The organism is Pseudomonas sp. 65/3-MNA-CIBAN-0223 (assembly GCF_040310425.1).
In the GTDB taxonomy this organism is placed as follows: domain Bacteria; phylum Pseudomonadota; class Gammaproteobacteria; order Pseudomonadales; family Pseudomonadaceae; genus Aquipseudomonas; species Aquipseudomonas gregormendelii.
In genome coordinates, this window is sequence record NZ_JBEOPV010000004.1 from 288747 (window position 1) to 312980 (window position 24234).

The window sequence follows — 24234 nt, forward strand, 5'->3', positions numbered from 1 at the left end:
CCTGCTAGGGGAAATTCGTTCTTGTTATGTCCAGCTATGGACTTACAAATACCCCAGGATTTTCGGATGTGCAGCCCCGTGCGCGAGGTGTAGGGAGCAAAAACCAGTGCTTTTCGTAAACTTTTCGTTACGCAATGGCAGTTGTAGCGTAGCTGTTGAGTTTTCTGGTTTGAAAAGCGCCCTGTGTGTCACATAATCTTTACGACTATCTGAGCGTCGCAGCAAAAAACCGCTCCTGCGGCCACCGCAATCCCCCTGTGGGAGCGGGTCGAGCTTGGCATGATTTCCTTAACCGCTTTTCGAGCCTTTATATGCGTATCAAAGTCCACTGCCAGAACCGCATCGGCATCCTGCGCGACATCCTCAACCTGCTGGTGGAGTACGGGATCAACGTCGCGCGTGGCGAAGTCGGGGGTGAGCACGGTAATGCGATCTACCTGCACTGCCCGAACCTCATCAACCTGCAGTTCCAGGCGCTGCGGGCGAAGTTCGAATCGATCCCCGGGGTGTTTGGCGTCAAGCGCGTAGGGCTGATGCCCAGCGAGCGCCGGCACATGGAGCTCAATGCGCTGCTCGGCGCGCTGGAGTTTCCGGTGCTGTCGATCGATATGGGCGGTTCGATCGTCGCGGCCAACCGGGCCGCCGCACAGCTGCTCGGTGTGCGGGTGGACGAGGTGCCGGGCATCCCGTTGTCCCGTTACGCCGAGGATTTCGACCTGCCGGAACTGGTACGTGCCAACAAGTCGCGGATCAACGGGCTGCGGGTCAAGGTCAAGGGCGACGTGTTCCTGGCCGACATCGCGCCATTGCAATCGGAGCATGACGACAGCGAGGCCATGGCCGGCGCGGTATTGACGCTGCATCGCGCGGATCGGGTAGGTGAACGCATCTACAACGTGCGCAAGCAGGAACTGCGGGGGTTCGACAGCATTTTCCAGAGCTCGAAGGTTATGGCCGCCGTGGTCCGCGAAGCCCGGCGCATGGCGCCCCTTGACGCACCGTTGTTGATAGAAGGCGAAACCGGCACCGGCAAGGAGTTGCTGGCGCGGGCCTGCCACCTGGCAAGTCCCCGCGGCCAGTCGCCGTTGATGGCGCTCAACTGTGCGGGGCTGCCGGAGTCCATGGCCGAGACCGAATTGTTCGGCTACGGCCCTGGCGCATTCGAAGGCGCCCGTGCCGAAGGCAAGCTCGGGCTGCTGGAGCTGACTGCCGGCGGTACGCTGTTTCTCGATGGTGTCGGTGAAATGAGCCCGCGCTTGCAGGTGAAATTGCTGCGCTTCCTGCAGGACGGATGCTTTCGTCGGGTCGGCAGTGATGAAGAGGTGTACCTCGATGTGCGGGTGATCTGTGCGACCCAGGTCGACCTGTCGGAGCTGTGCGCTCGCGGGGAGTTCCGCCAGGATCTGTACCACCGCCTGAACGTCTTGTCGTTGCACATCCCGCCACTGCGCGAATGCCTGGACGGCTTGACGCCCCTGGTCGAGCACTTCCTGGACCAGGCCAGCCGGCAGATCGGTTGTCCGCTGCCGAAACTGGCGCCGGCGGCGATGGAGCGGCTCAGTCATTACCATTGGCCGGGCAACGTTCGGCAATTGGAGAATGTACTGTTCCAGGCGGTGTCCTTGTGCGAAGGCGGCACGGTCAAGGCCGAGCACATCCGCCTGCCGGACTACGGCGTGCGTCAGCCGCTTGGCGATTTTTCTCTGGAAGGCGGGCTGGACGAGATTGTCGGGCGCTTCGAGAAGGCGGTGCTGGAGCGTCTGTATTCAGAACATCCGAGCAGCCGGCAGTTGGGTAAACGCCTGGGGGTTTCGCATACCACCATTGCCAACAAGCTGCGTGAGTATGAGGTGGGCAAGGACAGCAGCACTTAAAGTCAAAAGATCGCAGCCTCGTTTCACTCGGCAGCTCCTACGGGGATCAGGTATTCATGTAGGAGCTGCCGAGTGAAACGAGGCTGCGATCTTTCGCTCTATTGCCGCGAAGCGGCACAACACCGCCGGTTTTTCGACTTCACCCCATTCCTTCACTCCTCTCCAAACCCCTCAAGCCCCCTGTTTGCCGGGCCCCGCGCCGCCAGAAAATAGTTGGTCTGCAAATTGCTTATGGCTCAGCAGTACAGCGGTGGGCGGCAAACGTCCGGCATGCAGAGGAAAGAGTGTGGATAAGTACCTTTATGTAGCTATGACCGGCGCCAGCCAGAATGCACTGGCGCAGAAGGCTCATGCGAACAACCTCGCGAACATCTCCACCAACGGTTTCCAGAAAGACCTGGAGCAGGCGCGCTCGATGCCGGTGTTTGGTGACAGCTTTCCGGCGCGTGCGTTTGCCATGTCCGAGCGTCCGGCCACCGACTTCTCCGCAGGTTCGCTGGTGGAAACCGGCCGCGACCTCGACGTTGCCGTACAGGGCAATGGCTGGATTGCCGTGCAGAACCCCGATGGCGGTGAAAGCTATGTGCGCACCGGCAGCCTCAACGTCGACGCCCTGGGCGTATTGCGCGCCGGCAATGGTATGCCGGTGATGGGCAATGGCGGGCCGATTGCCGTGCCGCCCGAGCAACAGATCGAGGTGGGCGAGGATGGCACCATCAGCATTCGGGCGATGGGCGAAGGCCCGCGCGTGATGGCCGAAGTCGACCGCATCAAGCTGGTCAACCCTGACTTCCGGAACATGACCAAAGGCCTGGACGGTTCGATCCACACCAAGGACGGTCAGCCGGCGCAGGCGGATGCCAACGTCAAGCTGGTGTCCGGTTTCCTCGAGTCGAGCAACGTCAACGCCGTGGAAGAAATGACCTCGGTGCTGGCCCTGGCCAAGCAGTTCGAATTGCACATCAAGATGATGAACACCGCCAAAGAAGACGACCAGGCCATGGCTCGGGTCTTGCAGATCAGCTAATTACCAGAACGTCGCGCCGTAAAACAGGCGCACGAGGAGAATCGAATGCTTCCGGCTCTATGGGTTGCCAAAACGGGTCTGTCCGCCCAGGACACCAACCTGACCACCATTTCCAACAACCTGGCGAACGTGTCGACCACGGGTTTTAAACGTGATCGCGCCGAGTTCCAGGACCTGCTGTATCAGATCAAGCGTCAGCCTGGCGCCCAGTCGACCCAGGACAGCGAATTGCCGTCGGGTCTGCAAGTGGGTACTGGTGTGCGCATCGTCGGCACCCAGAAAAACTTCACCGCCGGCAGCCTGCAAACCACCGAGCAGCCGCTGGACATGGCCATCGACGGTCGCGGTTTCTTCCAGATCCTGCAGCCGGATGGCACCACGTCCTACACCCGAGACGGTACTTTCCACCTGGACTCCAACGGCCAGATCGTCAATGCCAGCGGCTTCGCCCTGGAGCCGGCCATTGTCATCCCGAACGACGCCCAGACCTTCACGGTCGGCCGTGACGGTACCGTGTCGGTCACCGTTCCTGGCAACGCCGCTTCCCAGGTGATCGGCAACCTGCAGACCGCCGACTTCATCAACCCGGCCGGCCTGCAAGCCGTGGGCAACAACCTGTTCCTGGAAACGGCCGCCAGCGGCGCGCCGCAGGTTGGCACCCCGGGCCTCGCCGGTTTTGGTACCACGCTGCAGAACACCCTGGAAACCTCCAACGTCAGCACCGTTGAGGAGATGGTCAACATGATCACCACCCAGCGCGCCTACGAGATGAACTCCAAGGTGATCTCCACCGCCGACCAGATGCTCTCGTTCGTAACGCAGAATCTGTAATCAAGAATATGGGGCGGCCACGCGGTCGCCTGCAACACCGTGAGGTAGGGTCATGAATCGCTTCGTATCTGTTCTGGCACTGAGTGGCATCACCGCACTCGCGGGCTGTGTCGCGCCTGCGCCGCGGCCCAATGACCCTTACTACGCACCGGTGTTGCCGCGCACACCACTGCCGGCTGCCGCCAACAATGGCTCGATCTACCAGGCCGGCTTCGAACAGAACCTGTACAGCGACCGCAAGGCGTATCGCGTCGGTGACATCATCACCATCACGCTGAACGAGCGCACCCAGGCCAGCAAGAACGCCAACTCCCAGGTGGGCAAGACCAGCAAGACCGACATTGGCCTGAGCTCGTTTTTCGGTGGTGGCCTGAACACCAACAACCCGGTCGGTGGCGGTGACCTGAGCCTGGACGTCGGTTATTCCGGCGACCGTGCGACCAAGGGCGACAGCAAGTCCGGGCAGAGCAACAGCCTGACCGGCTCCATCACCGTGACCGTCGCCGACGTATTGCCCAACGGCATCATCGCCGTACGCGGCGAGAAGTGGCTGACCCTCAACACCGGCGATGAGCTGGTGCGCATCGCCGGCATGGTCCGCGCCGATGACATCGCCACCGACAACACCGTGTCGTCGACCCGGGTTGCCGATGCACGTATTACCTACTCGGGCACCGGTGCCTTTGCCGATGCGAGTCAGCCAGGCTGGTTCGACCGTTTCTTCCTCAGCCCGCTGTTTCCTTTCTAGGTGGCTATCAAGTTGAGCATGTTGAACTTCAAACGCCTGATGGTGGCCGCCCTGATGCTCTCGGCTGCGTTCAGCGCGCAAGCCGAGCGGCTCAAGGACATCGCCAGTATTTCTGGCGTGCGTTCCAACCAACTGATCGGCTACGGCCTGGTGGTCGGGCTTAGCGGCACCGGCGACCAGACGACGCAGACCCCGTTCACCCTGCAGACTTTCAACAACATGCTCTCGCAGTTCGGCATCAAGGTGCCGCCGGGTTCGGGCAACGTGCAGTTGAAAAACGTCGCGGCGGTGTCGATCAGCGCCGACTTGCCGGCGTTCGCCAAGCCGGGTCAGCAGATTGACATCACTGTAGCGTCCATCGGCAACTCCAAGAGCCTGCGCGGCGGTACCTTGCTGCTGACGCCACTCAAAGGTATTGACGGTAACGTCTACGCGATCGCCCAGGGTAACCTGGTGGTCGGCGGTTTTGATGCCGAGGGCCGCGACGGTTCGAAGATCACCGTCAACGTCCCGTCGGCGGGGCGCATTCCCGGTGGTGCATCGGTCGAGCGGGCGGTGCCAAGTGGTTTCAACCAGGGCAACAGCCTGACCTTGAACCTCAACCGTTCGGACTTCACCACCGCCAAGCGCATCGTCGACAAGATCAACAACATGCTCGGCCCGGGTGTGGCCCAGGCCATCGACGGCGGCTCGATCCGCGTCAGTGCGCCACTGGACCCGAGCCAGCGCGTGGACTACCTGTCGATCATCGAGAACCTCGAAGTCGATCCGGGCCAGGCGGTGGCCAAAGTCATCATCAACTCGCGCACCGGCACCATCGTGATCGGCCAGAACGTGAAAGTGTCCCCGGCCGCCGTGACCCACGGCAGCCTGACCGTGACCATCACCGAAGACCCGATCGTCAGCCAGCCGGGCCCGCTGTCCAATGGCCAGACGGCCGTGGTGCCACGCTCGCGGGTCAACGCCCAGCAGGAAGCCAAGCCGATGTTCAAGTTCGGCCCGGGCACCACCCTCGACGAAATCGTGCGAGCGGTGAACCAGGTCGGCGCCGCACCGGGTGACTTGATGGCCATCCTCGAAGCACTGAAACAGGCCGGCGCACTGCAAGCCGACCTGATCGTGATCTGAGGACTGCGCCCATGGATATGTACAAGAGCGGTCTGGTCAGCAGCAGCGATTCGGGGTCCTACTCGGACTTGAATCGCCTCAACCAGCTAAAGGTCGGCGACAAGAACAGCGACGCGAACATGCGCAAAGTGGCGCAGGAGTTCGAGTCGCTGTTCCTCGGTGAAATGCTCAAGTCCATGCGCTCGGCCACCAACGCGCTGGGCCAGGACAACCCGCTCAACACCGCCGAAGCCAAGCAGTACCAGGAAATGTACGACCAGCAGCTGGCCGTTTCCATGTCCCGCGAAGGCGGCGGTATCGGCCTGGCCGATGTGTTGATGCGTCAGATGTCGAAGAACAAACCCATGGCCCCGGGTGAAGCGGCGGCAGCGTCCGCCGCCAAGCAAGCCGAGGCCAAAGCCGCCGTGGAAACGCCAATTGCCGCCGGCACGGCTGCCACCCACGGACCCTTGTCGCGCCTCAATGGCCAGCGCCCGTTGTGGGCGTCGCGATCGATCCATGCACCGCAGGCAGCAGGCGAGGGCGCGCATCGCAATGACATGGCGCTGATCAACCAGCGCCGCCTGGCGTTGCCGCCGAAGCTCGCAGACCGCCTGCTCGCCGGCCTGGTGCCATCGGCCGCGACGCCGGCTGCGACTGCGACGACAGCGGCGACCGCCATCAACAAAATCGACGTGCCCACGATCAGCCCGACCGGTTCCGGCTCGCTGTACAACGGCGACTGGCTGACCGCGCAAACCGAAGCACCGGCCAGCGGTCGCCTGCAGGTCTACGGCCGGGCCATGGCGCAGATCCCGCTGGCACCGCCAAAGAAAGCCTTCAGCTCCGCCGACGAATTCGTCAACGCCATGCTGCCCATGGCCAAGGAAGCCGCCGACCGCATCGGCGTCGATCCGCGTTACCTGGTGGCCCAGGCCGCCCTCGAAACCGGCTGGGGCAAATCGGTCATGCGCGCCCAGGATGGCAGCAGCAGCCACAACCTGTTCGGCATCAAGGCCAGCAGCAACTGGAAGGGCGATTCAGCCCGGGCCATCACCAGCGAATTCAGAAACGGCGAGATGGTCAAGGAGACGGCGCAGTTCCGATCCTACGACTCCTACAAGGACAGCTTCCACGACCTCGTGACGCTGCTGCAATCCAACAATCGCTATCAAGATGTTGTGAAGTCTGCCGATAACCCCGAACAATTTGTACGCGAGTTGCAGAAGGCCGGCTACGCAACCGACCCGAACTACGCCAGCAAGATTTCGCAAATAGCCAGGCAGATGACGAGTTATCAGAACTACGCTGCGGCGGGCGTTTCCATTACGCCTTTATAGGCACAAGGTATAAGGTCTGAACCATGAGTTTGCTCAATATCGGGATGTCGGGTCTCAACGCCAGTCAGGTGTCGTTGGCGACTGTCGGCAATAACATTGCCAACGCCAACACCGCCGGCTATTCACGCCAGCAGACCATTCAGACCAGCAATGCCTCGAACCTCAATGGCGGGGTGTTCATCGGCAGTGGCACGACCCTGGCGGATGTGCGTCGGGTATATAACGCCTATCTCGATCAGCAGCTGCAGACCAGCACTTCGCTGAGCAACGATGCCAACTCCTACCTTGAGCAGGTGAACCCGCTCGACAAGCTGTTCTCGGACAAAACCACCGGCATCAGTGCGGTGTTGAGCAGCTTCTTTGCTGCCGTGCAGACCTCGGCCGCCACGCCCAGCGACACGGCTGCGCGGCAGTTGCTGCTGACCAATGCGCAGACCCTGAGCAACCGCTTCAACGCGTTGTCGTCGCAGATGCAGCAGCAAAACGAAGGCATCAACAGCCAGCTGACCACCATGACCGAAAAGGTCAATCAGCTGACGTCCTCCATCGCCTCGCTGAACCAGCAGATTTCCCAGGCCGGCAGCTCGAACGGCAGCGGCCCGAACAACCTCCTCGATGCGCGTAACGAAGCCCTGCGCACACTCAATGAACTGGTCGGCGTGACCGTCCAGGAACAGAACGGCAGCTACAACGTATCCCTCGGTACCGGCCAGTCGCTGGTGTTGAGCAACACGTCCAACACCCTGACGACCGCCCGCACCGGCATCGACAAGAACCAGGTAACTATCCAGGTCAAATCGCCGTCTTCAGTGAGCGATGTGACCTCTGTCGTCAGCGGCGGCAAGATCGGCGGACTGCTGCGCTACCGCGACGACGTGCTGGTGCCGGCAATGAACGACCTGGGCCGCACCGCCATCGTGGTCGCCGACAAGATCAACCGCCAGTTGGGCCAGGGCCTCGACGCCAATGGCGAATTCGGCGCATCGCTGTTCTCCAGCATCAACAGTGCCGCAGCGATCAGCCAGCGCAGTCTCGCCGCCTCGAGCAATAGCGCGGGCTCGGGCAATCTCGACGTCACCATCACTAACTCCAGTGCGTTGACCGCCTTCGATTACGAAGTGACGTTCACCGCTGCGGACAAGTACACGGTCAAGCGCTCCGACGGCAAAAGCATGGGCAGTTTTGATCTGAACCCGGCGGCCGAGATCGATGGGTTCAAGCTCAATCTCAATGGCGCTGCCCTGAGTGCGGGCGATACCTTCAAGGTGATCCCGACGCGCACCGGTGCCAGCAATATCACCACCCAGATGACCGATTCCAACAAGCTGGCCTTTGCCGGCGCCCTGGTCGCGACCAGCAACACCGGCAACGGCGGCACTGGCGCCTTGACCGCGCCCGCGCTGACCGTGCCAATGGACATCTACGCCGGCGCCGACCTGGCCGACCTGCAGGCCGGGATCAAGAATTCGATGCCGGTGACCCTGACCTTCAAGGACGCTGCCGGCGGCAGCCAGGGCTACGAAGTGTTCAACGCCAAAGGCCAGAGCATTGGCATCGGCACCATCGTGCCGGGGCAGGGCAACGACCTGACGATCAACGTGCCGATGCTCGACGCGACAGGCACGGCGATCCCTGGCAAATCGTTTTCCTTCAACACCACGGTCAGCGGCTCGCCGTCGAAGAACGACAAGTACGAAGTCGCCTTCAACGTCGACGGCAAGAAAGACAACCGCAACGCCAACGAATTGTTGGGCCTGCAAACCAAGGCCACGGTCGGCGTCAGCGGCGGGAATGCCGGGATGAGCATGACCACCGCCTACAGCCGCCTGGTGGAACAGGTCGGCGCCAAGGCCAGCCAGGCCCTGGGTGACAGCACCGCCAGCGGGGCGATCCTGGCCCGCGCCAAGTCCGAAGTCGCCTCCGTGTCCCAGGTTAACCTGGACGACGAGGCCGCCGACCTGGTCAAGTTCCAGCAGTACTACACCGCGTCGTCGCAGATTATCAAGGCCGCGCAAGAAACCTTCAGCACGCTGATCAACAGTCTTTAAGGGAGTCTTCGACGATGCGAATTTCTACAGCCCAGTACTTTGAGACGAGTGCGGCCAAGTACCAGAACAACTTCTCCTCGATTGTGAAGACTCAGGAGCAGATCACTTCGGGCGTGCGTATTCAAAGTGCCGGTGATGATCCTGTCGGGGCTGCGCAGTTGTTGATGTTGCAGCAGCAGAAGGCGATGCTGGGGCAATACAGTACCAATATGGGCAGCATCAAGAGTTCGCTGTCTAACCAGGAGAGCGTCCTTGAAAGCCTGAATACCTCGATACAGCGCGGTCGCGAACTGGCGCTGCAGGCCGGCAACGGTGGCTACAGCGATGCTGATCGAAAGTCGATTGCCAGCGAAATCGGTGAGATCGAAGAGCAAGTATTGGGCCTGCTCAATAGCAAGGACCCGTCCGGCAACTACATGTTCTCCGGCTCGAAAACCCTGACTCCCCCCTATGTGCGCAACAACGATGGCACCTACTCTTATCAGGGTGATGACAACCAGTTGAGCTTGCAAGTCTCTGACATCTTGTCGATTGCGACCAACGACACCGGTAAGAGCGTCCTCGAGTCGGCCACGAACTCAGGTCGCACCCAGGCGGTACTCGATCCTTCCAAGCCTAATGACGGTACGGTTTCAGTGTCGGCAGGCCTGATGAAATCGAATGCGGCCTACACCAAGAACTTTGCTGCGGGCGAGCCTTACGAACTGAAGTTCGTCGACAGTACTCACTACACCATCGCTGATAAGGATGGTAACGACGTGACCACCGAAGTGTCCGGCAATGGCACTTTCGATGCGAGCAAGCAGGGTGGCTCGACCATCAATTTGCGCGGAGTGGAGTTCGACATCACGCTGCGACTAAAGGCGCCTATCGATCCGGTGACCACGTTGCCGATGACGCCTGATGAAGAAGTGAAGGATCACATTTTTTCGCTGGGCACCAAGCCTGACAGCTTTAACTCTTCACGCACGCCGAGTAATACCTCGACTGCTCAGATCACCGGTTCTGGCGTCTCCAGCCAATCTGACTACGTCAACGGATTTCCTAACAGCGGCGTGGTGGTCAAATTCACCGATGCAACAAACTACGAAGTCTTTGCCCAGCCAATGGGCTCGGACAGCAAGCCAATCGGTGGTGGGGTGCTGGCTGCGGGCTCGATCACTGTAGCGGGAGTCAAGCTCGACTTCACCGGCGCCCCGGCAGCAGACGATCAATTCGTAGTAGGTGCCAGCAGCCATAAAACTCAGAGTGCACTGGATACATTGAGTCAGTTGCGCCAGGCGCTCGAAACACCTGCCGACGGCAATGATCTGGCTCAGATCAAGCTCAAGGACGCGGTGAATGCGGCAATCAGTAACCTGTCCAACTCCAGCGAGCAGATCGACAACGTTCGCGGGTCGATTGGGGCTCGATTGGGTGCGATTGACATCCAGAGCGCCGAAAACACCAGCATCGGTCTGGTAAACACCAGTACCCAGGCCGCCATTGGCGATACTGACGTGGCAACAGCATCTATCGACCTGGCCTTCCAGCAATCCTTGCTGCAAGCCTCCCAGCTGGCGTTCGTGAAAATCGCTCAATTGAGCCTGTTCAACAAGCTGTAACCCTCCTTGATTCCCGGCACCCCAGGGTGCCGGCGATGTCTCATTGACGCTCTTGTCTCCCTTCGTTTGATCTTTTTTACCCTCCAGTCGGCGGTCGATCGCCTGTTTGTGACTGGATGTTTGGTATAAGCCACGCATAATGCGTGACCTGCGAGTCATAAAGCGCATCTTCACTGTATTGTGTAAAAAAGGATGGGCAGGGGGCTGACCCTTGTCGGGCGTGTTTTCCGGATTGGCGGAGCGCCTGCGCCGTATTTTTTCACTCGGCGAAGTCCAGTATTGTCAGTACCTCTCGGTCTTGCGAGCGGTGATCTCCAGCTATTTAGTATTGGGAAGCCATAATGATTGGCATAAAAAGCATTGCCAGCTACGTGCCAGCGAGTGGGCTGGATAACTATGCTCAGGGTGCGAAGTTCGAAAAGGATGAAGAATTCATCCTTGGAAAAATCGGCTCGGCGTTCCTGCCGCGCAAGGACGCTGCCCAGGAAACCTCCGACCTGTGTGTCGAGGCCGCCAACGCGTTGTTCGCCAACAACCCGCAGCTCGATCGTCAAGCCATCGACGTATTGATCGTCGTCACCCAGAACGGTGACGAAGAAGGGCTGCCGCACACTTCAGCGATCGTCCAGGACAAGCTCGGCCTGTCGACCAACGTCGCAGCCTTCGACATCTCCCTTGGGTGCTCGGGTTATGTCTATGGCATCTACGCCATCAAGGGCTTCATGGAAGCTACAGGCCTGAAGAATGGCCTGCTGATCACCGCCGACCCGTATTCGAAGATCGTCGACCCTGAAGACCGCAACACCACCATGCTGTTCGGCGACGCCGCCACGGCCACCTGGATGGGTGAAGATGCAGCCTGGCAGCTCGGCAAAGCCAAGTTCGGCACCGACGGCTCCGGTGCTCCGCACCTGAAAGTCACCGACGGCGTGTTCTATATGAACGGCCGGCAGGTGTTCAACTTTGCCCTGCTCAAGGTGCCGGCGCATCTGCACGAGCTGCTCGATGAGTCTGGCCTGAAGTCTCAGGACATCGATGCGTTCTGCATCCACCAGGGCAGTGCGGCCATCGTTGACGCCGTGGCACGGCGTTTCGAAGGCGAGCCGGAGAAGTTCATCAAGGACATGGTCGAGACCGGCAACACCGTGTCGTCGAGCATTCCGCTGCTGCTGGAAAAGCACATGTTCGACTCCAGCTGGAAGCGCGTAGCGATCAGTGGTTTCGGTGTGGGCCTTTCCTGGGGTTCGGCAATTATTCACCGCCCCTGACGCGCCAGTTAAATAACGCCAAAAAAACGCCCATGGCCGCGAGGTCATGGGCGTTTTTGCTTTCTGGCGTGTCGATGTAAGCGCTTGAATCGCAAGGAGTGGCACGGTGCTAGTAAAAAAAATCAAAAAAGCGCTCAAGCAACCTGCTTTTACGACGATAACTATTACGAAGGTTCTCTAGGCCACACCCGGCGGTTGCCAGGGCCGGAAGCCGCAGCACCCAACCAACGAGGAATTCGTCATGTCTTTATCTGTTAATACCAACATCACCTCCCTGGGCGTTCAGAAAAACCTGAACAAGGCTTCCGATGCTCTGAGCACCTCGATGAGCCGTCTGTCTTCCGGCCTGAAAATCAACAGCGCTAAAGACGACGCTGCCGGCCTGCAAATCGCTAACCGTCTGACCAGCCAGATCAATGGTCTGAACGTTGCCGTGAAAAACGCCAACGACGGTATCTCCATCGCCCAGACTGCTGAAGGTGCGATGCAAGAATCCACTAGCATTCTGCAGCGTATGCGTGAGCTGGCTCTGCAATCGGCGAACGGCTCGAACAGCGATGACGACCGTACTTCCCTTAATCAGGAATTCACCGCACTCACGGGTGAGCTGAACCGTATCGCCAGCACCACGACCTTCGGCGGTCGCAATCTACTTGACGGTTCTTTTTCAAGCACCACTTTTCAAGTTGGCTCTAGTGCAAACGAAACCATCTCGTTCGGCATGGGCAATTTGAGCTCAACTGGCCTGAAAGGTTCTTACAGCGAATCAGCAGCCACGACTGCCGTGACCAAGATGCAGGCTTCCGTGACTAACAGTGCTACCTTTTCCCAAGGTGGTGCTTTCACTACAGTGGCTGCTGGTCCTGCTCAGACGTTGACCATCGGCAGCACTGATATCACCCTGGCTGCCGGTACGGATGCAGCAGCGGCGACTGGCTTAATCAACGCCAAAACCGCCGAAACAGGTGTTACCGCTGTCAATAATGCCGGTGTCCTGACACTGGTTTCGAAGAACTCCTTCGATGCCAAGAACAGTGCTGCAAACATGGGCCTCACTACAACAGCTTCCACCGCAACTGCTGCAACCACCGCAGCGTCAGCGGGCTCCATTACCATAAATGGCCAGCCTATCGCCTTCGCAGCTGGCGCCACTATGGCCAGCATCGCCACTACCATCAATACCGCAGCAACCGTAACACTCACTGGCGTAACGGCCGCTGTGGATGCCAACAATCGCCTCGTACTGACCTCCAAAGACGCGGCAGGCGCAGGCACGGGCCGTGCTATTGCTTTGAGCGATACCGCAGGCAACGCGGGCTCCTTGGCCACCCTCGGCCTGAAAGCTGATACCAACGAAGCCAAGCTGGTAGCTGACACTTCCATCAACCTGAATGGCGTGGAGGTCAAGGTCAAGGCGGGCAACAACATGGACGATATCGTTAGCGCGATCAACAGTGCTAGTACGGGCGTGACCGCAAGCCGTGTCAACTCGGCTACCGGTAACAAACTGGCGTTGACGTCCGATAGCGACATCAAAGTGGCTGAAGGCAGCGCTGGTACTGGCTTGTTAGCCTTGGGTCTGACCGCTGCAACGACTTCTGCGGTCGAGCAGAAAACCACCGTCTCCGACTTAAGCATCCTGTCGGCCGCCACTTCCCAGCAGGCCATTCAGGCACTGGACAAGGCGATCCAGCAAGTCGACAGCCAGCGCGCCCAGCTTGGTGCGGTACAGAACCGCTTTGACAGTACTGTATCGAACTTGAACAGTATCTCGGAAAACACTACTGCTGCCCGTAGCCGTGTACAAGACGCTGACTTCGCTGCGGAAACTGCTGAGCTGACCAAGCAACAAACCCTGCAACAGGCTTCCACCGCGATCCTCTCCCAGGCTAACCAACTGCCATCCGCAGTACTGAAGCTGCTTCAGTAATCAGCGCGTCTGGTCAGTGAAAAGGAAGGGCGCGTCTAACGCGCCCTTTTGTTCATTCCGCTGGTTGTTCATGTGAGGTTACGGCAATGGACATGAGTGTGACGTCAAGTCAGTCGCAACCGGTTAGCGCGTTGCAAGCGACAAACAACGCCAAACCCTCGGCGCAGTCCGCCGATGTGAGTTCAGTAGCAAAGATGGAACCGCCCAAACGGGCAGAATTGGAACAAGCGGTAACCGATATCCGCGACTTCGTGCAGGCGACTCAGCGCAATCTGGATTTCTCGATTGATGACTCTACTGGCAGAATCGTGGTCAAAGTTATCGCTACGGAGAGTGGTGAAGTGATTCGCCAACTGCCTTCGGAGGCGGCTTTGAAATTAGCCGCCAGCTTGAGTAGCGCCAGCAGCCTGTTGTTCGACGAAAAAGTCTGACTTGGCACGTGTTTTGATGTTGGCTGGTATTGGTGAATCGTTCGTCAAGAACATGGCGATCGTCCGGGAAGGAGAGAAACATGGCAAGTTCAACCGTCAGTGGCATTGGGTCAGGGATCGATACCCAGAAAATTGTCACCGCCTTGGTCGATGCCGAAAAAGCGCCAAAGCAGGCGCAGATCGACAAGAAGACCGCTTCGACCAGCACCACGCTGTCTGGCATCTCCGTGATCAAAAGTGCACTGGACACCTACCGGGCAGCGATTGCCAAGCTCAATACCGCAACATCCTTTGGCAGCATTTCCGGGGCGTCTTCCGATGAGAAGATCGCCAAGACCAGCATCAGCGATGGGGCCACCAATGGCACCTACGCATTGGAAGTGACCAAGCTCGCCACGGCTTCGAAAGTGTCCACGGCGGTATTTGCCGGGGGCGCTTTGAGCGTTGTGAATACCGGCACCACGGCCACCACGCTGACCATTTCTCAGTCGGGCACTGACTATAACGTCAGCATCGAACCTGGTGCGACTTTGCAAGAGACCCGGGATGCAATCAATAGCCAGCTCAAGTCGAAGAACATCAGCGCCAACATCCTGACTGATGCCAATGGTTCGCGACTGGTATTGAGTTCGGCGACCACCGGCAAGGGCACGGACCTCACCCTCAGTGGCTCTGACGAGCTGACCAAGGACTACACGGTCACCACGGTTCCGCAGAACTCCGAGTACACGCTGGATAACGTGCAGATGGAGTCGGCATCCAACTCGATCAGCTCGGCGGTCAGTGGGGTTAATCTGGAGCTGATCACCGAGGGAAAGTCCACCATCACGGTGTCGACCAGCACCGATAAGCTGAAGACTTCTGCGCAAGCTTTCGTGTCGGCCTATAACGCGCTCCTGACCGTGATCAATTCCCAGACAAAGGTCACGACATCCGCCACTGCTACCGGCGGCGCTTCCACCACGGGTGGTGCGTTGACCGGTGATGCTACGATGCGCAGCCTGGTGACTTCGGTGCGCAATGAGTTGGTCGGTGGCGAGGCAGGCTCAGGTGCCAGCGGCCTGAGCATGCTGTCGCAGTTAGGGATCAACACCAATAAGAGCACCGGCCTGCTGGATCTTGACGATGCCAAGTGGGACAAGGGCGTAAGTGCATTTCGGTCCGAGGTCGCCGAGCTGTTCACCGGCAAAGACGGCTTGATCAATCGCATGACCAGCGCCACCGATAGCTATGCGCGAACGGGGGGGGTCCTGGCTCAGCGCCAGACTAGCCTGACTGAATCGCTGGACTCGCTCAAGGATGATCAGGAGAGCTTGACCCGTCGTATCGCCAGCCTGCAAGCCACCCTGACGGCCAAGTACACCGCGATGGATACCCTGGTTGCCCAGTTGAACGCGAGCTCCAAGAGCATCATGACCACGCTCAACGCGCTGAACAAAGTCAACGCCGACTGATGATTGCCTGACCGACAACCCGGACTCCTGTGCTCAGGCGCTCCGGGTTTTTTTTGTCTGGCGCGCCGCTCCAAGACTAAAGTTCTGCCGGCTTGGGTCGATAAAAAGTCATGGTAGATAATTGACCGTTTACAGTTTTTCAAGGAATCGAACATGAACCCTATGAGAGCCCTACGCCAGTATCAGAGCGTTAACTCGCACGCGCAGACTTCCGAGGCTAGCCCGCACCGCCTGGTGCAGATGCTGATGCAAGGCGGCCTTGATCGTATTGCCCAGGCAAAGGGCGCGCTGGAGCGCAACGATACTGCTGGCAAGGGCCTGTGCATCGGCAAGGCCGTGGCGATCATCGGTGGTTTGCGTGAGGGCCTGGACCCAGAGAAATCGCCAACGCCTTTGGCAGATCTCGACAGTCTTTACGACTACATGATGCGTCGCCTGACGGAGGCGAACATCAAAAGCGATCCGCTCATTCTCGACGAGGTCGCCGGGTTGCTCAGCAACATCAAGGAAGGATGGGATGCCATCGCGCCCTGATGGTCTTCGCTTTAATTCTCGAGGAACAACGCCATGAGTCAAGCATTGCAACGGATTGAACAAACCCGCGAAGCGCTCATCGATGCGCTGGCCGAGCGTGATTGGGATGCGATTGGTGAGCTGGATACGGCCTGCCGGGAATGCGTCGACGAAGTGCTGAGCGAAGCGCCAGTCGACGAGGAGGCGGTGCGGACCAATCTGGAAAGCCTGCTGGCGGTGTACAAGGATTTACTGACGGCGACGATGGGCGAGCGTCAGGCGATAGTAGACGAGATGTCGCAGATCACCCAAGCGAAGAGTGCGGCGAAGGTTTACCATCTGTTTGGCTAATTAATCCCCGGTTAATCCAGACATCTGCGCCATATATTTGACTATGCACGGTTTTTTGACTTAACTAGTGGCTGTTTACTGATTTCAGGCGTCTCATAGGCTTAACAGGTCTGCAAGCGTCTAGCTTGCCCACTCATTTCGGGCATCGAGTTGACTAGGGAAGTTGCTATTGCATGTGGCGTGAAACCAAAATTCTGCTGATTGATGACGATAGCGTCCGCCGCCGCGACCTGGCGGTGATTCTTAATTTTCTCGGTGAAGAAAATTTGCCCTGCGGAAGCCATGACTGGCAGCAGGCTGTGGGCTCTCTATCGTCTAGTCGTGAAGTGATCTGTGTCCTTATCGGGACGGTCAATGCTCCTGGTGCACTTTTGGGCTTGCTTAAGACACTCTCAACCTGGGATGAGTTCCTTCCGGTTTTGTTGATGGGCGATAATTCTGCCAGCGACTTGCCTGATGACCAGCGTCGACGCGTGCTGTCGACCCTGGAAATGCCGCCCAGCTACAGCAAATTGCTCGACTCCCTGCACCGTGCCCAGGTCTATCGCGAGATGTACGACCAGGCCCGCGAGCGCGGTCGGCATCGCGAACCCAATCTGTTCCGCAGCCTCGTCGGCACCAGCCGGGCGATCCAGCATGTGCGCCAGATGATGCAGCAGGTGGCTGACACCGACGCCAGCGTGCTGATCCTTGGCGAGTCGGGCACCGGCAAGGAAGTGGTGGCGCGCAACCTGCACTACCACTCCAAGCGTCGTGACGCGCCGTTCGTGCCGGTCAACTGCGGGGCGATCCCGGCCGAGTTGCTGGAAAGCGAATTGTTCGGCCACGAGAAGGGCGCGTTCACCGGGGCGATCACCAGTCGTGCTGGTCGCTTTGAGCTGGCTAATGGCGGCACGCTGTTCCTCGACGAAATCGGCGACATGCCGCTGCCGATGCAGGTCAAGCTGCTACGCGTGCTGCAGGAACGCACCTTTGAGCGCGTGGGTAGCAACAAGACCCAGAGCGCCGATGTGCGCATCATTGCCGCGACCCACAAGAACCTCGAAAGCATGATCGAGATCGGCACCTTCCGCGAAGACCTCTACTATCGCCTGAACGTGTTCCCGATCGAGATGGCGCCGCTGCGTGAGCGCGTCGAAGACATCCCGCTGCTGATGAACGAACTGATCTCGCGCATGGAGCACGAGAAGCGCGGTTCGATCCGTTTCAACTCGGCGGCGATCATGTCGCTGTGTCGTCACGGCTGGCCGGGCAACGTCCGCGAGCTGGCCAACCTGGTGGAGCGCATGGCGATCATGCATCCGTACGGGGTGATCGGCGTGGTCGAGTTGCCGAAGAAATTCCGTTACGTCGACGACGAAGACGAGCAACTGGTCGACAGCCTGCGCAGCGACCTGGAAGAGCGGGTGGCCATCAACGGCCATACCCCGGACTTCTCCGCCAATGCCCTGCTGCCGCCGGAAGGTCTGGACCTCAAGGACTACCTCGGTGGCCTGGAACAAGGGCTGATCCAGCAGGCGCTGGATGATGCCAATGGCATCGTGGCGCGCGCCGCTGAACGCTTGCGTATTCGTCGAACCACCCTGGTGGAGAAGATGCGCAAGTACGGCATGAGCCGGCGTGATGGTGATGAACAGGCAGATGATTGACGCCTGTTTTTCAAGTCATTCATTTATAGGCGGTTTTTTTTAGGCACGGGTATTGCTACATCCCTCGCAACGTTCCGTTTAACTGACGGTCAGCCAAGCGAGAGTGCCCGATGCCCCAAGCCGCCCAGATGTCTCCTGTCCCTGATGCTTCGGGGCCACTGTCGTCCGTAGAGCAGGCCAGCCGGCTGGGTCTTGAGCAGTCGTTTGCGCTGTTCAACCAGATGTCGAGCCAGTTGACGGATTCCTACAGCATGCTCGAAGCCCGGGTGACCGAGCTCAAGGGCGAGCTGGAAGTGGTCAGCGCCCAGCGCATGCAGGAACTGGCGGAAAAAGAACGCCTGGCCAACCGCCTGCAAAACCTCCTTGATCTGTTGCCCGGTGGCGTGATTGTCATCGACGCCCAGGGCATCGTGCGCGAAGCCAATCCTGCGGCCTGTGAGTTACTTGGCCTGCCTCTGGAAGGCGAGTTGTGGCGCCAGGTGATTGCCCGCTGCTTTGCGCCGCGTGAGGACGATGGGCATGAAATCTCCCTCAAGGACGGTCGGCGCCTGTCGATCTCGACCCGCTCGCTGGATGCCGAGCCGGGCCAGTTGGTGCTGCTCAACGACCTGACTGAAACCCGTCACCTGCAGGACCAGTTGGCCCGGCATGAGCGCCTCTCGTCCCTGGGGCGGATGGTCGCTTCCCTGGCGCATCAGATCCGCACGCCCTTGTCCGCCGCCTTGCTTTACGCCAGTCACCTGACCGAACAGGAGCTGCCCGTCGCCACGCAACAGCGCTTCGCCGGGCGTTTGAAAGAGCGGCTGCACGAGCTGGAGCATCAGGTGCGCGACATGCTGATTTTCGCCCGAGGCGAACTGCCGCTGACCGACCGAATCACCGCCAAAATGCTCATGCAGTCGCTTCAGGCGGCGGCCCAGGCGCATGTGCAGGGTCTGCCGATTCGCTGGCAATGCGATAGCCATGCCGGTGAGTTGCTGTGCAACCGCGACACCCTGGTGGGGGCGATCCTCAACCTGATCGAGAATGCCATCCAGGCCAGCGCCACGGACGTGCGATTGAAGGTGCATCTCTATGCCCGGGGCAACCACCTGCGGGTGGCGATCAGCGACAGTGGCAGCGGCATCGATCCTGCGGTGCTGGCGCGTCTGGGCGAACCTTTTTTCACCACCAAGGCCACCGGAACGGGCCTGGGCCTGACCGTGGTCAAGGCAGTCGCCCGTGCGCATCAGGGAGAATTGCTGCTGCGCTCGCGACCCGGTCGCGGCACGTGTGCGCAGGTGATCCTGCCGCTGTTTTCCAATGAACAACCCCCCTGCAGGAGCGAGCTCGCTCGCGAAAAACGAGAGAGCGCCACGGAGACTCTGGTCCCCGCCGCAATCGAAAACGTCCATCGCAAGCAGGGAGCGAAGTAACCCAAATGCCAATCAAGGTTCTGCTGGTCGAGGATGACCGGGCTCTGCGCGAAGCGCTGGCCGATACCCTGCTGCTCGCGGGGCACGATTACGTCGCCGTCGGCTCGGCAGAAGAGGCCCTGACGGCCGTCACCAAGGATGCGTTCAACCTGGTGCTCAGCGACGTCAACATGCCGGGCATGGATGGTCATCAACTGTTGAGCCTGTTGCGTGCGCGGCAGCCGCAGCTGCCTGTGTTGCTGATGACGGCCCACGGTGCGGTCGAGCGTGCGGTGGATGCCATGCGCCAGGGCGCGGTGGACTATCTGGTCAAGCCGTTCGAGCCCAAGGCGCTGCTCGATTTGCTGGCGCGGCACGCCTTGGGCAGTGTCCCAGCCGAGGGCGAGGGGCCGATTGCGTTCGAGCCGGCCAGCGCCCAGCTGCTGGACCTGGCCGCTCGCGTGGCCCGCAGTGATTCCACCGTGCTGATTTCCGGCGAGTCCGGAACCGGCAAGGAAGTGCTGGCGCGCTACATCCATCAACACTCCCATCGGGCTACCCAGCCGTTTATTGCAATCAACTGCGCGGCGATCCCCGACAACATGCTCGAGGCCACGTTGTTTGGCCACGAAAAGGGCTCGTTCACCGGCGCGATTGCCGCGCAGGCGGGCAAGTTCGAGCAGGCGGATGGCGGCACTATCCTGCTCGACGAGATATCCGAGATGCCCATGGGGCTGCAGGCCAAGCTTCTGCGGGTGTTGCAGGAACGCGAGGTCGAGCGGGTGGGTGCGCGCAAGCCGATTTCCCTGGATATCCGGGTGGTCGCCACCACTAACCGCGACCTGGCTGCGGAAGTGGCGGCGGGGCGCTTCAGGGAGGATCTGTACTATCGACTGTCGGTGTTCCCGCTGGCCTGGCGCCCGTTGCGCGAACGGACCGCCGACATTCTGCCGTTGGCTGAGCGTCTGCTGGCCAAACACGTCAATAAAATGAAGCATGCGGCGGCCAGGCTTTCGCCAGAAGCGCAGGCGTGCCTGATCGCTTATCCGTGGCCGGGGAATGTGCGCGAGCTGGATAACGCCATCCAGCGGGCGTTGATCCTGCAGCAGGGCGGGTTGATCCAGCCTCAGGATTTCTGCCTGGCCGGGCCGGTTGCCTGTGCGCCGTTGCCGGCATTGGCGGCGCCGCTGCCCCTGGTCGAGGCCGAGTCCGCCGGGGCGCTGGGGGATGATCTGCGCCGACGCGAGTTCCAGATGATCATCGACACCCTGCGCACCGAACGTGGCCGGCGCAAGGAAGCCGCCGAACGCCTGGGCATCAGCCCGCGCACCCTGCGCTACAAACTGGCGCAGATGCGCGATGCCGGGATGGACGTGGAAGCTTACCTGTTCGCCACCTGATCCCGGATAACCTGATTTGTGATCAGTGCCCACATAGCTGGCACCCTTGTTGCTACCACCTGTATACCCGCCGAGTGAGCGTCAAAAAATTGCGGGTAGTCATTGGGAGTGGAACATGAGCCAAGGTATTGAATTTAATCGGTTGATGCTGGATATGCGAGCCATGCAAATGGACGCCATGTCTGCGCCTAAAGCGACTGCCGCCGTGCCTCAACTGCCGGGCAGCAGCTTCTCCGATATGCTCGGCCAGGCCGTCAATAAAGTGAACGAAACCCAGCAGGCGTCCAGCCAGCTGTCCACCGCGTTCGAGATCGGTAAAAGCGGTGTCGACCTGACTGACGTGATGATCGCCAAGGAAAAAGCCGGCGTGTCGTTCCAGGCCATCACCCAGGTGCGCAACAAGCTGGTCCAGGCGTATCAAGACATCATGCAGATGCCGGTTTAAGGACGATATTGAGTCATGGCAGAAGCAGCCAGCGATAACGTTCCGGCCAAGGCCAGCGCAATAGACGGCAAACCGCCGCTGTTCGGCTTGTCCTTCCTGGAAAACCTTTCCCAGATGACCATGTTGCGTCAGGTCGGCCTGTTGGTCGGGCTGGCAGCGAGCGTGGCCATTGGCTTTGCCGTGGTTCTGTGGTCCCAGCAACCGGATTACCGTCCGCTGTACGGCAGCCTCGCCGGAATGGACGCCAAGCAAGTGATGGACACACTGGCGGCCGCTGACATTGCCTACTCCGTCGAACCCAATTCCGGCGCCTTGCTGGTCAAGGCCGAAGACCTGTCCCGCGCGCGGCTCAAGCTCGCGGGCGCTGGTGTCACTCCCAGCGACGGCAATATCGGCTTTGAAATCCTCGACAAGGACCAGGGCCTGGGCACCAGCCAGTTCATGGAAGCCACCCGTTATCGTCGCGGCCTCGAAGGCGAACTGGCGCGCACCATCTCCAGCCTGAACAACGTCAAGGGTGCCCGGGTGCACCTGGCCATTCCGAAAAGCTCGGTGTTCGTGCGCGACGAACGCAAGCCGAGCGCCTCGGTACTGATCGAACTGTACTCCGGCCGCTCCCTGGAGCCTGGCCAGGTGCTGGCGATCATCAACCTGGTGGCGACCAGCGTGCCTGAGCTGAGCAAGTCCCAGGTCACCGTGGTCGACCAGAAAGGCAACCTGCTATCGGACCAGGCGGAAAATTCCGAGCTGACCATGGCCGGCAAGCAATTCGATTACAGCCGCCGCATGGAAAGCATGCTGACCCAGCGCGTGCACAACATCCTGCAACCGGTGCTGGGTAACGATCGCTACAAGGCTGAAGTGTCCGCCGACGTGGATTTCAGCGCCGTCGAATCGACCTCCGAGCAGTTCAATCCGGACCAGCCGGCGTTGCGCAGCGAGCAGTCGGTGAACGAACAACGCACCACCAGCAATGGTCCGCAAGGCGTACCGGGGGCCCTGAGCAACCAACCGCCATCGCCGGCGTCCGCGCCTGCAACCACCGGTGGCGCTACCGCTTCTGCCGGCATGGTGCAGCCCGGCCAGCCGCTGCTGGACGCCAACGGCCAACAGATCATGGACCCTGCCACCGGTCAGCCGATGCTGGCGCCTTACCCGGCAGACAAGCGTCAGCAGTCCACCAAGAACTTCGAGCTCGACCGTTCCATCAGCCACACCAAGCAGCAGCAGGGGCGGTTGAATCGCTTGTCGGTGTCGGTGGTGGTGGACGATCAGGTCAAGATCAACCCGGCCAACGGTGAAACCAGCCGCGCGCCGTGGACCGCCGACGAATTGGCGCGCTTCACCCGTCTGGTGCAGGACGCGGTCGGCTTCGACGCCAGCCGTGGTGACAGTGTGAGCGTGATCAACATGCCGTTCTCAGCCGAGCGCAGCGAAGTGATTGCCGATGTGCCGTTCTATTCCCAGCCGTGGTTCTGGGACGTGATCAAGCAAGTGCTGGGCGTGTTGTTCATCCTGGTGCTGGTGTTTGGTGTGCTGCGCCCGGTGCTCAACAACATCACCAATGGCGGCAAAGGCAAGCAGCTGGTCGGCATGGGCAGCGACGTCGAGTTGGGTGGCATGGGCGGCCTGGATGGCGAACTGGCCAACGACCGCGTCAGCCTCGGCGGTCCGCAGAGCATCCTGCTGCCGAGTCCGAGCGAAGGCTATGATGCACAGTTGAACGCAATCAAGAGTCTGGTGGCAGAAGATCCGGGTCGTGTGGCCCAGGTCGTGAAAGAGTGGATTAACGCAGATGAGTGATAACCGAGCCGTTGCCGCCAAACTGTCCAAGGTCGACAAAGCCGCGATCCTGCTGCTGTCCCTGGGCTCTACCGATGCTGCGCAGGTGTTGCGCCACATGGGGCCCAAGGAGGTCCAGCGTGTGGGCGTGGCCATGGCGCAGATGGGCAACGTGCACCGCGAGCAGGTCGAGCAGGTGATGAGCGAGTTCGTCGACATCGTCGGCGACCAGACCAGCCTGGGCGTCGGTTCTGACGACTACGTGCGCAAGATGCTCACCCAGGCCCTGGGCGAAGACAAGGCCAACGGCCTGATTGACCGGATCCTGCTGGGGGGCAACACCAGCGGCCTCGACAGCCTGAAATGGATGGAACCGCGCGCTGTCGCCGACGTGATCCGCTACGAGCACCCACAGATCCAGGCGATCGTCGTGGCGTATCTCGACCCGGACCAGGCTGGCGAAGTGCTGGGCAATTTCGACCACAAGGTGCGCCTGGACATCATCCTGCGCGTATCCTCGCTTAATACCGTGCAGCCGGCGGCGCTGAAGGAACTCAACCAGATTCTCGAGAAGCAGTTCTCCGGCAACTCCAACGCCTCGCGCACCAACCTCGGTGGCATCAAGCGCGCAGCCGATATCATGAACTTCCTCGACAGCTCGATGGAAGGGCAGTTGATGGACTCGATCCGCGAAGTCGACGAAGACCTGTCCGGTCAGATCGAAGACCTGATGTTCGTGTTCAACAACTTGGCCGATGTCGACGACCGCGGCATCCAGGCGTTGCTGCGCGAAGTGTCCTCCGACGTACTGGTGCTGGCCCTCAAGGGTTCGGACGAGAACGTCAAGGAGAAGATCTTCAAGAACATGTCCAAACGAGCGGCCGAACTGTTGCGCGACGACCTCGAGGCCAAGGGCCCGGTGCGCGTCAGCGACGTGGAAACCGCACAGAAAGAAATCCTCACCATCGCCCGCCGTATGGCCGAAGCCGGAGAAATCGTTCTCGGCGGGAAGGGCGGCGAAGAGATGATCTAAGGTCA

19 protein-coding genes and 1 pseudogene are annotated in these 24234 nt (G+C 60.1%); all 20 read left to right on the forward strand.

The window, feature by feature from the left end:
* Positions 1 to 311: 311 nt before the first annotated feature.
* The 20 genes and pseudogenes from AAEZ09_RS06345 (at position 312) to fliG (ending at position 24229) form a co-directional block, all read left to right on the forward strand.
* Positions 312 to 1874, forward strand: coding sequence for a sigma-54-dependent phenylalanine hydroxylase transcriptional regulator PhhR (locus AAEZ09_RS06345; RefSeq protein WP_045058872.1), 1563 nt, complete (start codon positions 312 to 314; stop codon positions 1872 to 1874).
* A 286-nt stretch (positions 1875 to 2160) separates the two neighbouring features.
* Positions 2161 to 2901 carry a flagellar basal body rod protein FlgF gene (locus AAEZ09_RS06350; RefSeq protein ID WP_045058873.1) on the forward strand — a complete coding sequence of 247 codons (741 nt, stop codon included), beginning with the start codon at positions 2161 to 2163 and terminating at the stop codon, positions 2899 to 2901.
* A 45-nt stretch (positions 2902 to 2946) separates the two neighbouring features.
* The gene (gene flgG, locus AAEZ09_RS06355) at positions 2947 to 3732 is read left to right on the forward strand and encodes a flagellar basal-body rod protein FlgG (protein ID WP_045058874.1); all 786 of its coding nucleotides are present in this window, start codon (positions 2947 to 2949) and stop codon (positions 3730 to 3732) included.
* A gap of 52 nt (positions 3733 to 3784) precedes the next feature.
* A complete protein-coding gene (flgH, locus tag AAEZ09_RS06360) occupies positions 3785 to 4480 on the forward strand; it encodes a flagellar basal body L-ring protein FlgH (protein ID WP_045058875.1) in 696 nt (231 codons plus the stop codon).
* A gap of 18 nt (positions 4481 to 4498) precedes the next feature.
* The gene (locus tag AAEZ09_RS06365) at positions 4499 to 5608 is read left to right on the forward strand and encodes a flagellar basal body P-ring protein FlgI (protein WP_045058876.1); all 1110 of its coding nucleotides are present in this window, start codon (positions 4499 to 4501) and stop codon (positions 5606 to 5608) included.
* Between the two features lie 11 nt (positions 5609 to 5619).
* The gene (flgJ, locus tag AAEZ09_RS06370) at positions 5620 to 6927 is read left to right on the forward strand and encodes a flagellar assembly peptidoglycan hydrolase FlgJ (protein ID WP_350598668.1); all 1308 of its coding nucleotides are present in this window, start codon (positions 5620 to 5622) and stop codon (positions 6925 to 6927) included.
* Positions 6928 to 6950: 23 nt separating this feature from the next.
* Positions 6951 to 8975 carry a flagellar hook-associated protein FlgK gene (gene flgK / locus AAEZ09_RS06375; RefSeq protein WP_350598669.1) on the forward strand — a complete coding sequence of 675 codons (2025 nt, stop codon included), beginning with the start codon at positions 6951 to 6953 and terminating at the stop codon, positions 8973 to 8975.
* 14 nt (positions 8976 to 8989) lie between these two features.
* A complete protein-coding gene (locus AAEZ09_RS06380) occupies positions 8990 to 10579 on the forward strand; it encodes a flagellar hook-associated protein 3 (protein WP_205891935.1) in 1590 nt (529 codons plus the stop codon).
* A gap of 341 nt (positions 10580 to 10920) precedes the next feature.
* The gene (locus AAEZ09_RS06385) at positions 10921 to 11847 is read left to right on the forward strand and encodes a ketoacyl-ACP synthase III (protein WP_350598672.1); all 927 of its coding nucleotides are present in this window, start codon (positions 10921 to 10923) and stop codon (positions 11845 to 11847) included.
* 241 nt (positions 11848 to 12088) lie between these two features.
* Positions 12089 to 13777 carry a flagellin N-terminal helical domain-containing protein gene (locus AAEZ09_RS06390; protein WP_350598674.1) on the forward strand — a complete coding sequence of 563 codons (1689 nt, stop codon included), beginning with the start codon at positions 12089 to 12091 and terminating at the stop codon, positions 13775 to 13777.
* Positions 13778 to 13863: 86 nt separating this feature from the next.
* Positions 13864 to 14208 carry a flagellar protein FlaG gene (locus AAEZ09_RS06395; protein ID WP_350598676.1) on the forward strand — a complete coding sequence of 115 codons (345 nt, stop codon included), beginning with the start codon at positions 13864 to 13866 and terminating at the stop codon, positions 14206 to 14208.
* 80 nt (positions 14209 to 14288) lie between these two features.
* Positions 14289 to 15662, forward strand: a complete 1374-nt coding sequence (fliD, locus tag AAEZ09_RS06400) for a flagellar filament capping protein FliD (RefSeq protein ID WP_350598678.1) — start codon at positions 14289 to 14291, stop codon at positions 15660 to 15662.
* A gap of 153 nt (positions 15663 to 15815) precedes the next feature.
* Complete coding sequence (fliS, locus tag AAEZ09_RS06405) at positions 15816 to 16196, forward strand: flagellar export chaperone FliS (protein ID WP_045058884.1); 381 nt, start codon at positions 15816 to 15818, stop codon at positions 16194 to 16196.
* A 33-nt stretch (positions 16197 to 16229) separates the two neighbouring features.
* Positions 16230 to 16526 carry a flagellar protein FliT gene (gene fliT / locus AAEZ09_RS06410; protein WP_045058885.1) on the forward strand — a complete coding sequence of 99 codons (297 nt, stop codon included), beginning with the start codon at positions 16230 to 16232 and terminating at the stop codon, positions 16524 to 16526.
* Between the two features lie 173 nt (positions 16527 to 16699).
* Positions 16700 to 18175 (forward strand): sigma-54 dependent transcriptional regulator, encoded by a 1476-nt coding sequence (locus AAEZ09_RS06415; protein ID WP_045058886.1) that lies wholly within the window; start codon positions 16700 to 16702, stop codon positions 18173 to 18175.
* Between the two features lie 128 nt (positions 18176 to 18303).
* Positions 18304 to 19470, forward strand: a pseudogene (locus tag AAEZ09_RS06420) (sensor histidine kinase); the annotation flags it as partial.
* A gap of 125 nt (positions 19471 to 19595) precedes the next feature.
* Positions 19596 to 20969 carry a sigma-54-dependent transcriptional regulator gene (locus AAEZ09_RS06425; RefSeq protein ID WP_205891939.1) on the forward strand — a complete coding sequence of 458 codons (1374 nt, stop codon included), beginning with the start codon at positions 19596 to 19598 and terminating at the stop codon, positions 20967 to 20969.
* A 115-nt stretch (positions 20970 to 21084) separates the two neighbouring features.
* Complete coding sequence (fliE, locus tag AAEZ09_RS06430) at positions 21085 to 21414, forward strand: flagellar hook-basal body complex protein FliE (protein WP_045058888.1); 330 nt, start codon at positions 21085 to 21087, stop codon at positions 21412 to 21414.
* 15 nt (positions 21415 to 21429) lie between these two features.
* Positions 21430 to 23217 (forward strand): flagellar basal-body MS-ring/collar protein FliF, encoded by a 1788-nt coding sequence (fliF, locus tag AAEZ09_RS06435; RefSeq protein ID WP_205891940.1) that lies wholly within the window; start codon positions 21430 to 21432, stop codon positions 23215 to 23217.
* Entirely contained in the window at positions 23210 to 24229 is a 1020-nt protein-coding gene (fliG, locus tag AAEZ09_RS06440; RefSeq protein WP_045058890.1) for a flagellar motor switch protein FliG, read from the forward strand. Before fliF ends, fliG begins: the two co-directional genes overlap by 8 nt.
* Positions 24230 to 24234 lie beyond the last annotated feature (5 nt).

Bases quoted from the DNA above. Each gene is read 5' to 3' on its own strand.
- flgH (WP_045058875.1), top strand. From the start codon at position 3,785: ATGAATCGCTTCGTATCTGTTCTGGCACTGAGTGGCATCACCGCACTC.
- AAEZ09_RS06385 (WP_350598672.1), top strand. From the start codon at position 10,921: ATGATTGGCATAAAAAGCATTGCCAGCTACGTGCCAGCGAGTGGGCTG.
- AAEZ09_RS06390 (WP_350598674.1), top strand. From the start codon at position 12,089: ATGTCTTTATCTGTTAATACCAACATCACCTCCCTGGGCGTTCAGAAA.
- fliS (WP_045058884.1), top strand. From the start codon at position 15,816: ATGAACCCTATGAGAGCCCTACGCCAGTATCAGAGCGTTAACTCGCAC.
- fliF (WP_205891940.1), top strand. From the start codon at position 21,430: ATGGCAGAAGCAGCCAGCGATAACGTTCCGGCCAAGGCCAGCGCAATA.
- flgG (WP_045058874.1), top strand. From the start codon at position 2,947: ATGCTTCCGGCTCTATGGGTTGCCAAAACGGGTCTGTCCGCCCAGGAC.
- AAEZ09_RS06365 (WP_045058876.1), top strand. From the start codon at position 4,499: ATGTTGAACTTCAAACGCCTGATGGTGGCCGCCCTGATGCTCTCGGCT.
- fliE (WP_045058888.1), top strand. From the start codon at position 21,085: ATGAGCCAAGGTATTGAATTTAATCGGTTGATGCTGGATATGCGAGCC.
- flgK (WP_350598669.1), top strand. From the start codon at position 6,951: ATGAGTTTGCTCAATATCGGGATGTCGGGTCTCAACGCCAGTCAGGTG.
- AAEZ09_RS06380 (WP_205891935.1), top strand. From the start codon at position 8,990: ATGCGAATTTCTACAGCCCAGTACTTTGAGACGAGTGCGGCCAAGTAC.
- flgJ (WP_350598668.1), top strand. From the start codon at position 5,620: ATGGATATGTACAAGAGCGGTCTGGTCAGCAGCAGCGATTCGGGGTCC.
- AAEZ09_RS06425 (WP_205891939.1), top strand. From the start codon at position 19,596: ATGCCAATCAAGGTTCTGCTGGTCGAGGATGACCGGGCTCTGCGCGAA.
- AAEZ09_RS06415 (WP_045058886.1), top strand. From the start codon at position 16,700: ATGTGGCGTGAAACCAAAATTCTGCTGATTGATGACGATAGCGTCCGC.
- fliT (WP_045058885.1), top strand. From the start codon at position 16,230: ATGAGTCAAGCATTGCAACGGATTGAACAAACCCGCGAAGCGCTCATC.
- fliG (WP_045058890.1), top strand. From the start codon at position 23,210: ATGAGTGATAACCGAGCCGTTGCCGCCAAACTGTCCAAGGTCGACAAA.
- AAEZ09_RS06345 (WP_045058872.1), top strand. From the start codon at position 312: ATGCGTATCAAAGTCCACTGCCAGAACCGCATCGGCATCCTGCGCGAC.
- fliD (WP_350598678.1), top strand. From the start codon at position 14,289: ATGGCAAGTTCAACCGTCAGTGGCATTGGGTCAGGGATCGATACCCAG.
- AAEZ09_RS06395 (WP_350598676.1), top strand. From the start codon at position 13,864: ATGGACATGAGTGTGACGTCAAGTCAGTCGCAACCGGTTAGCGCGTTG.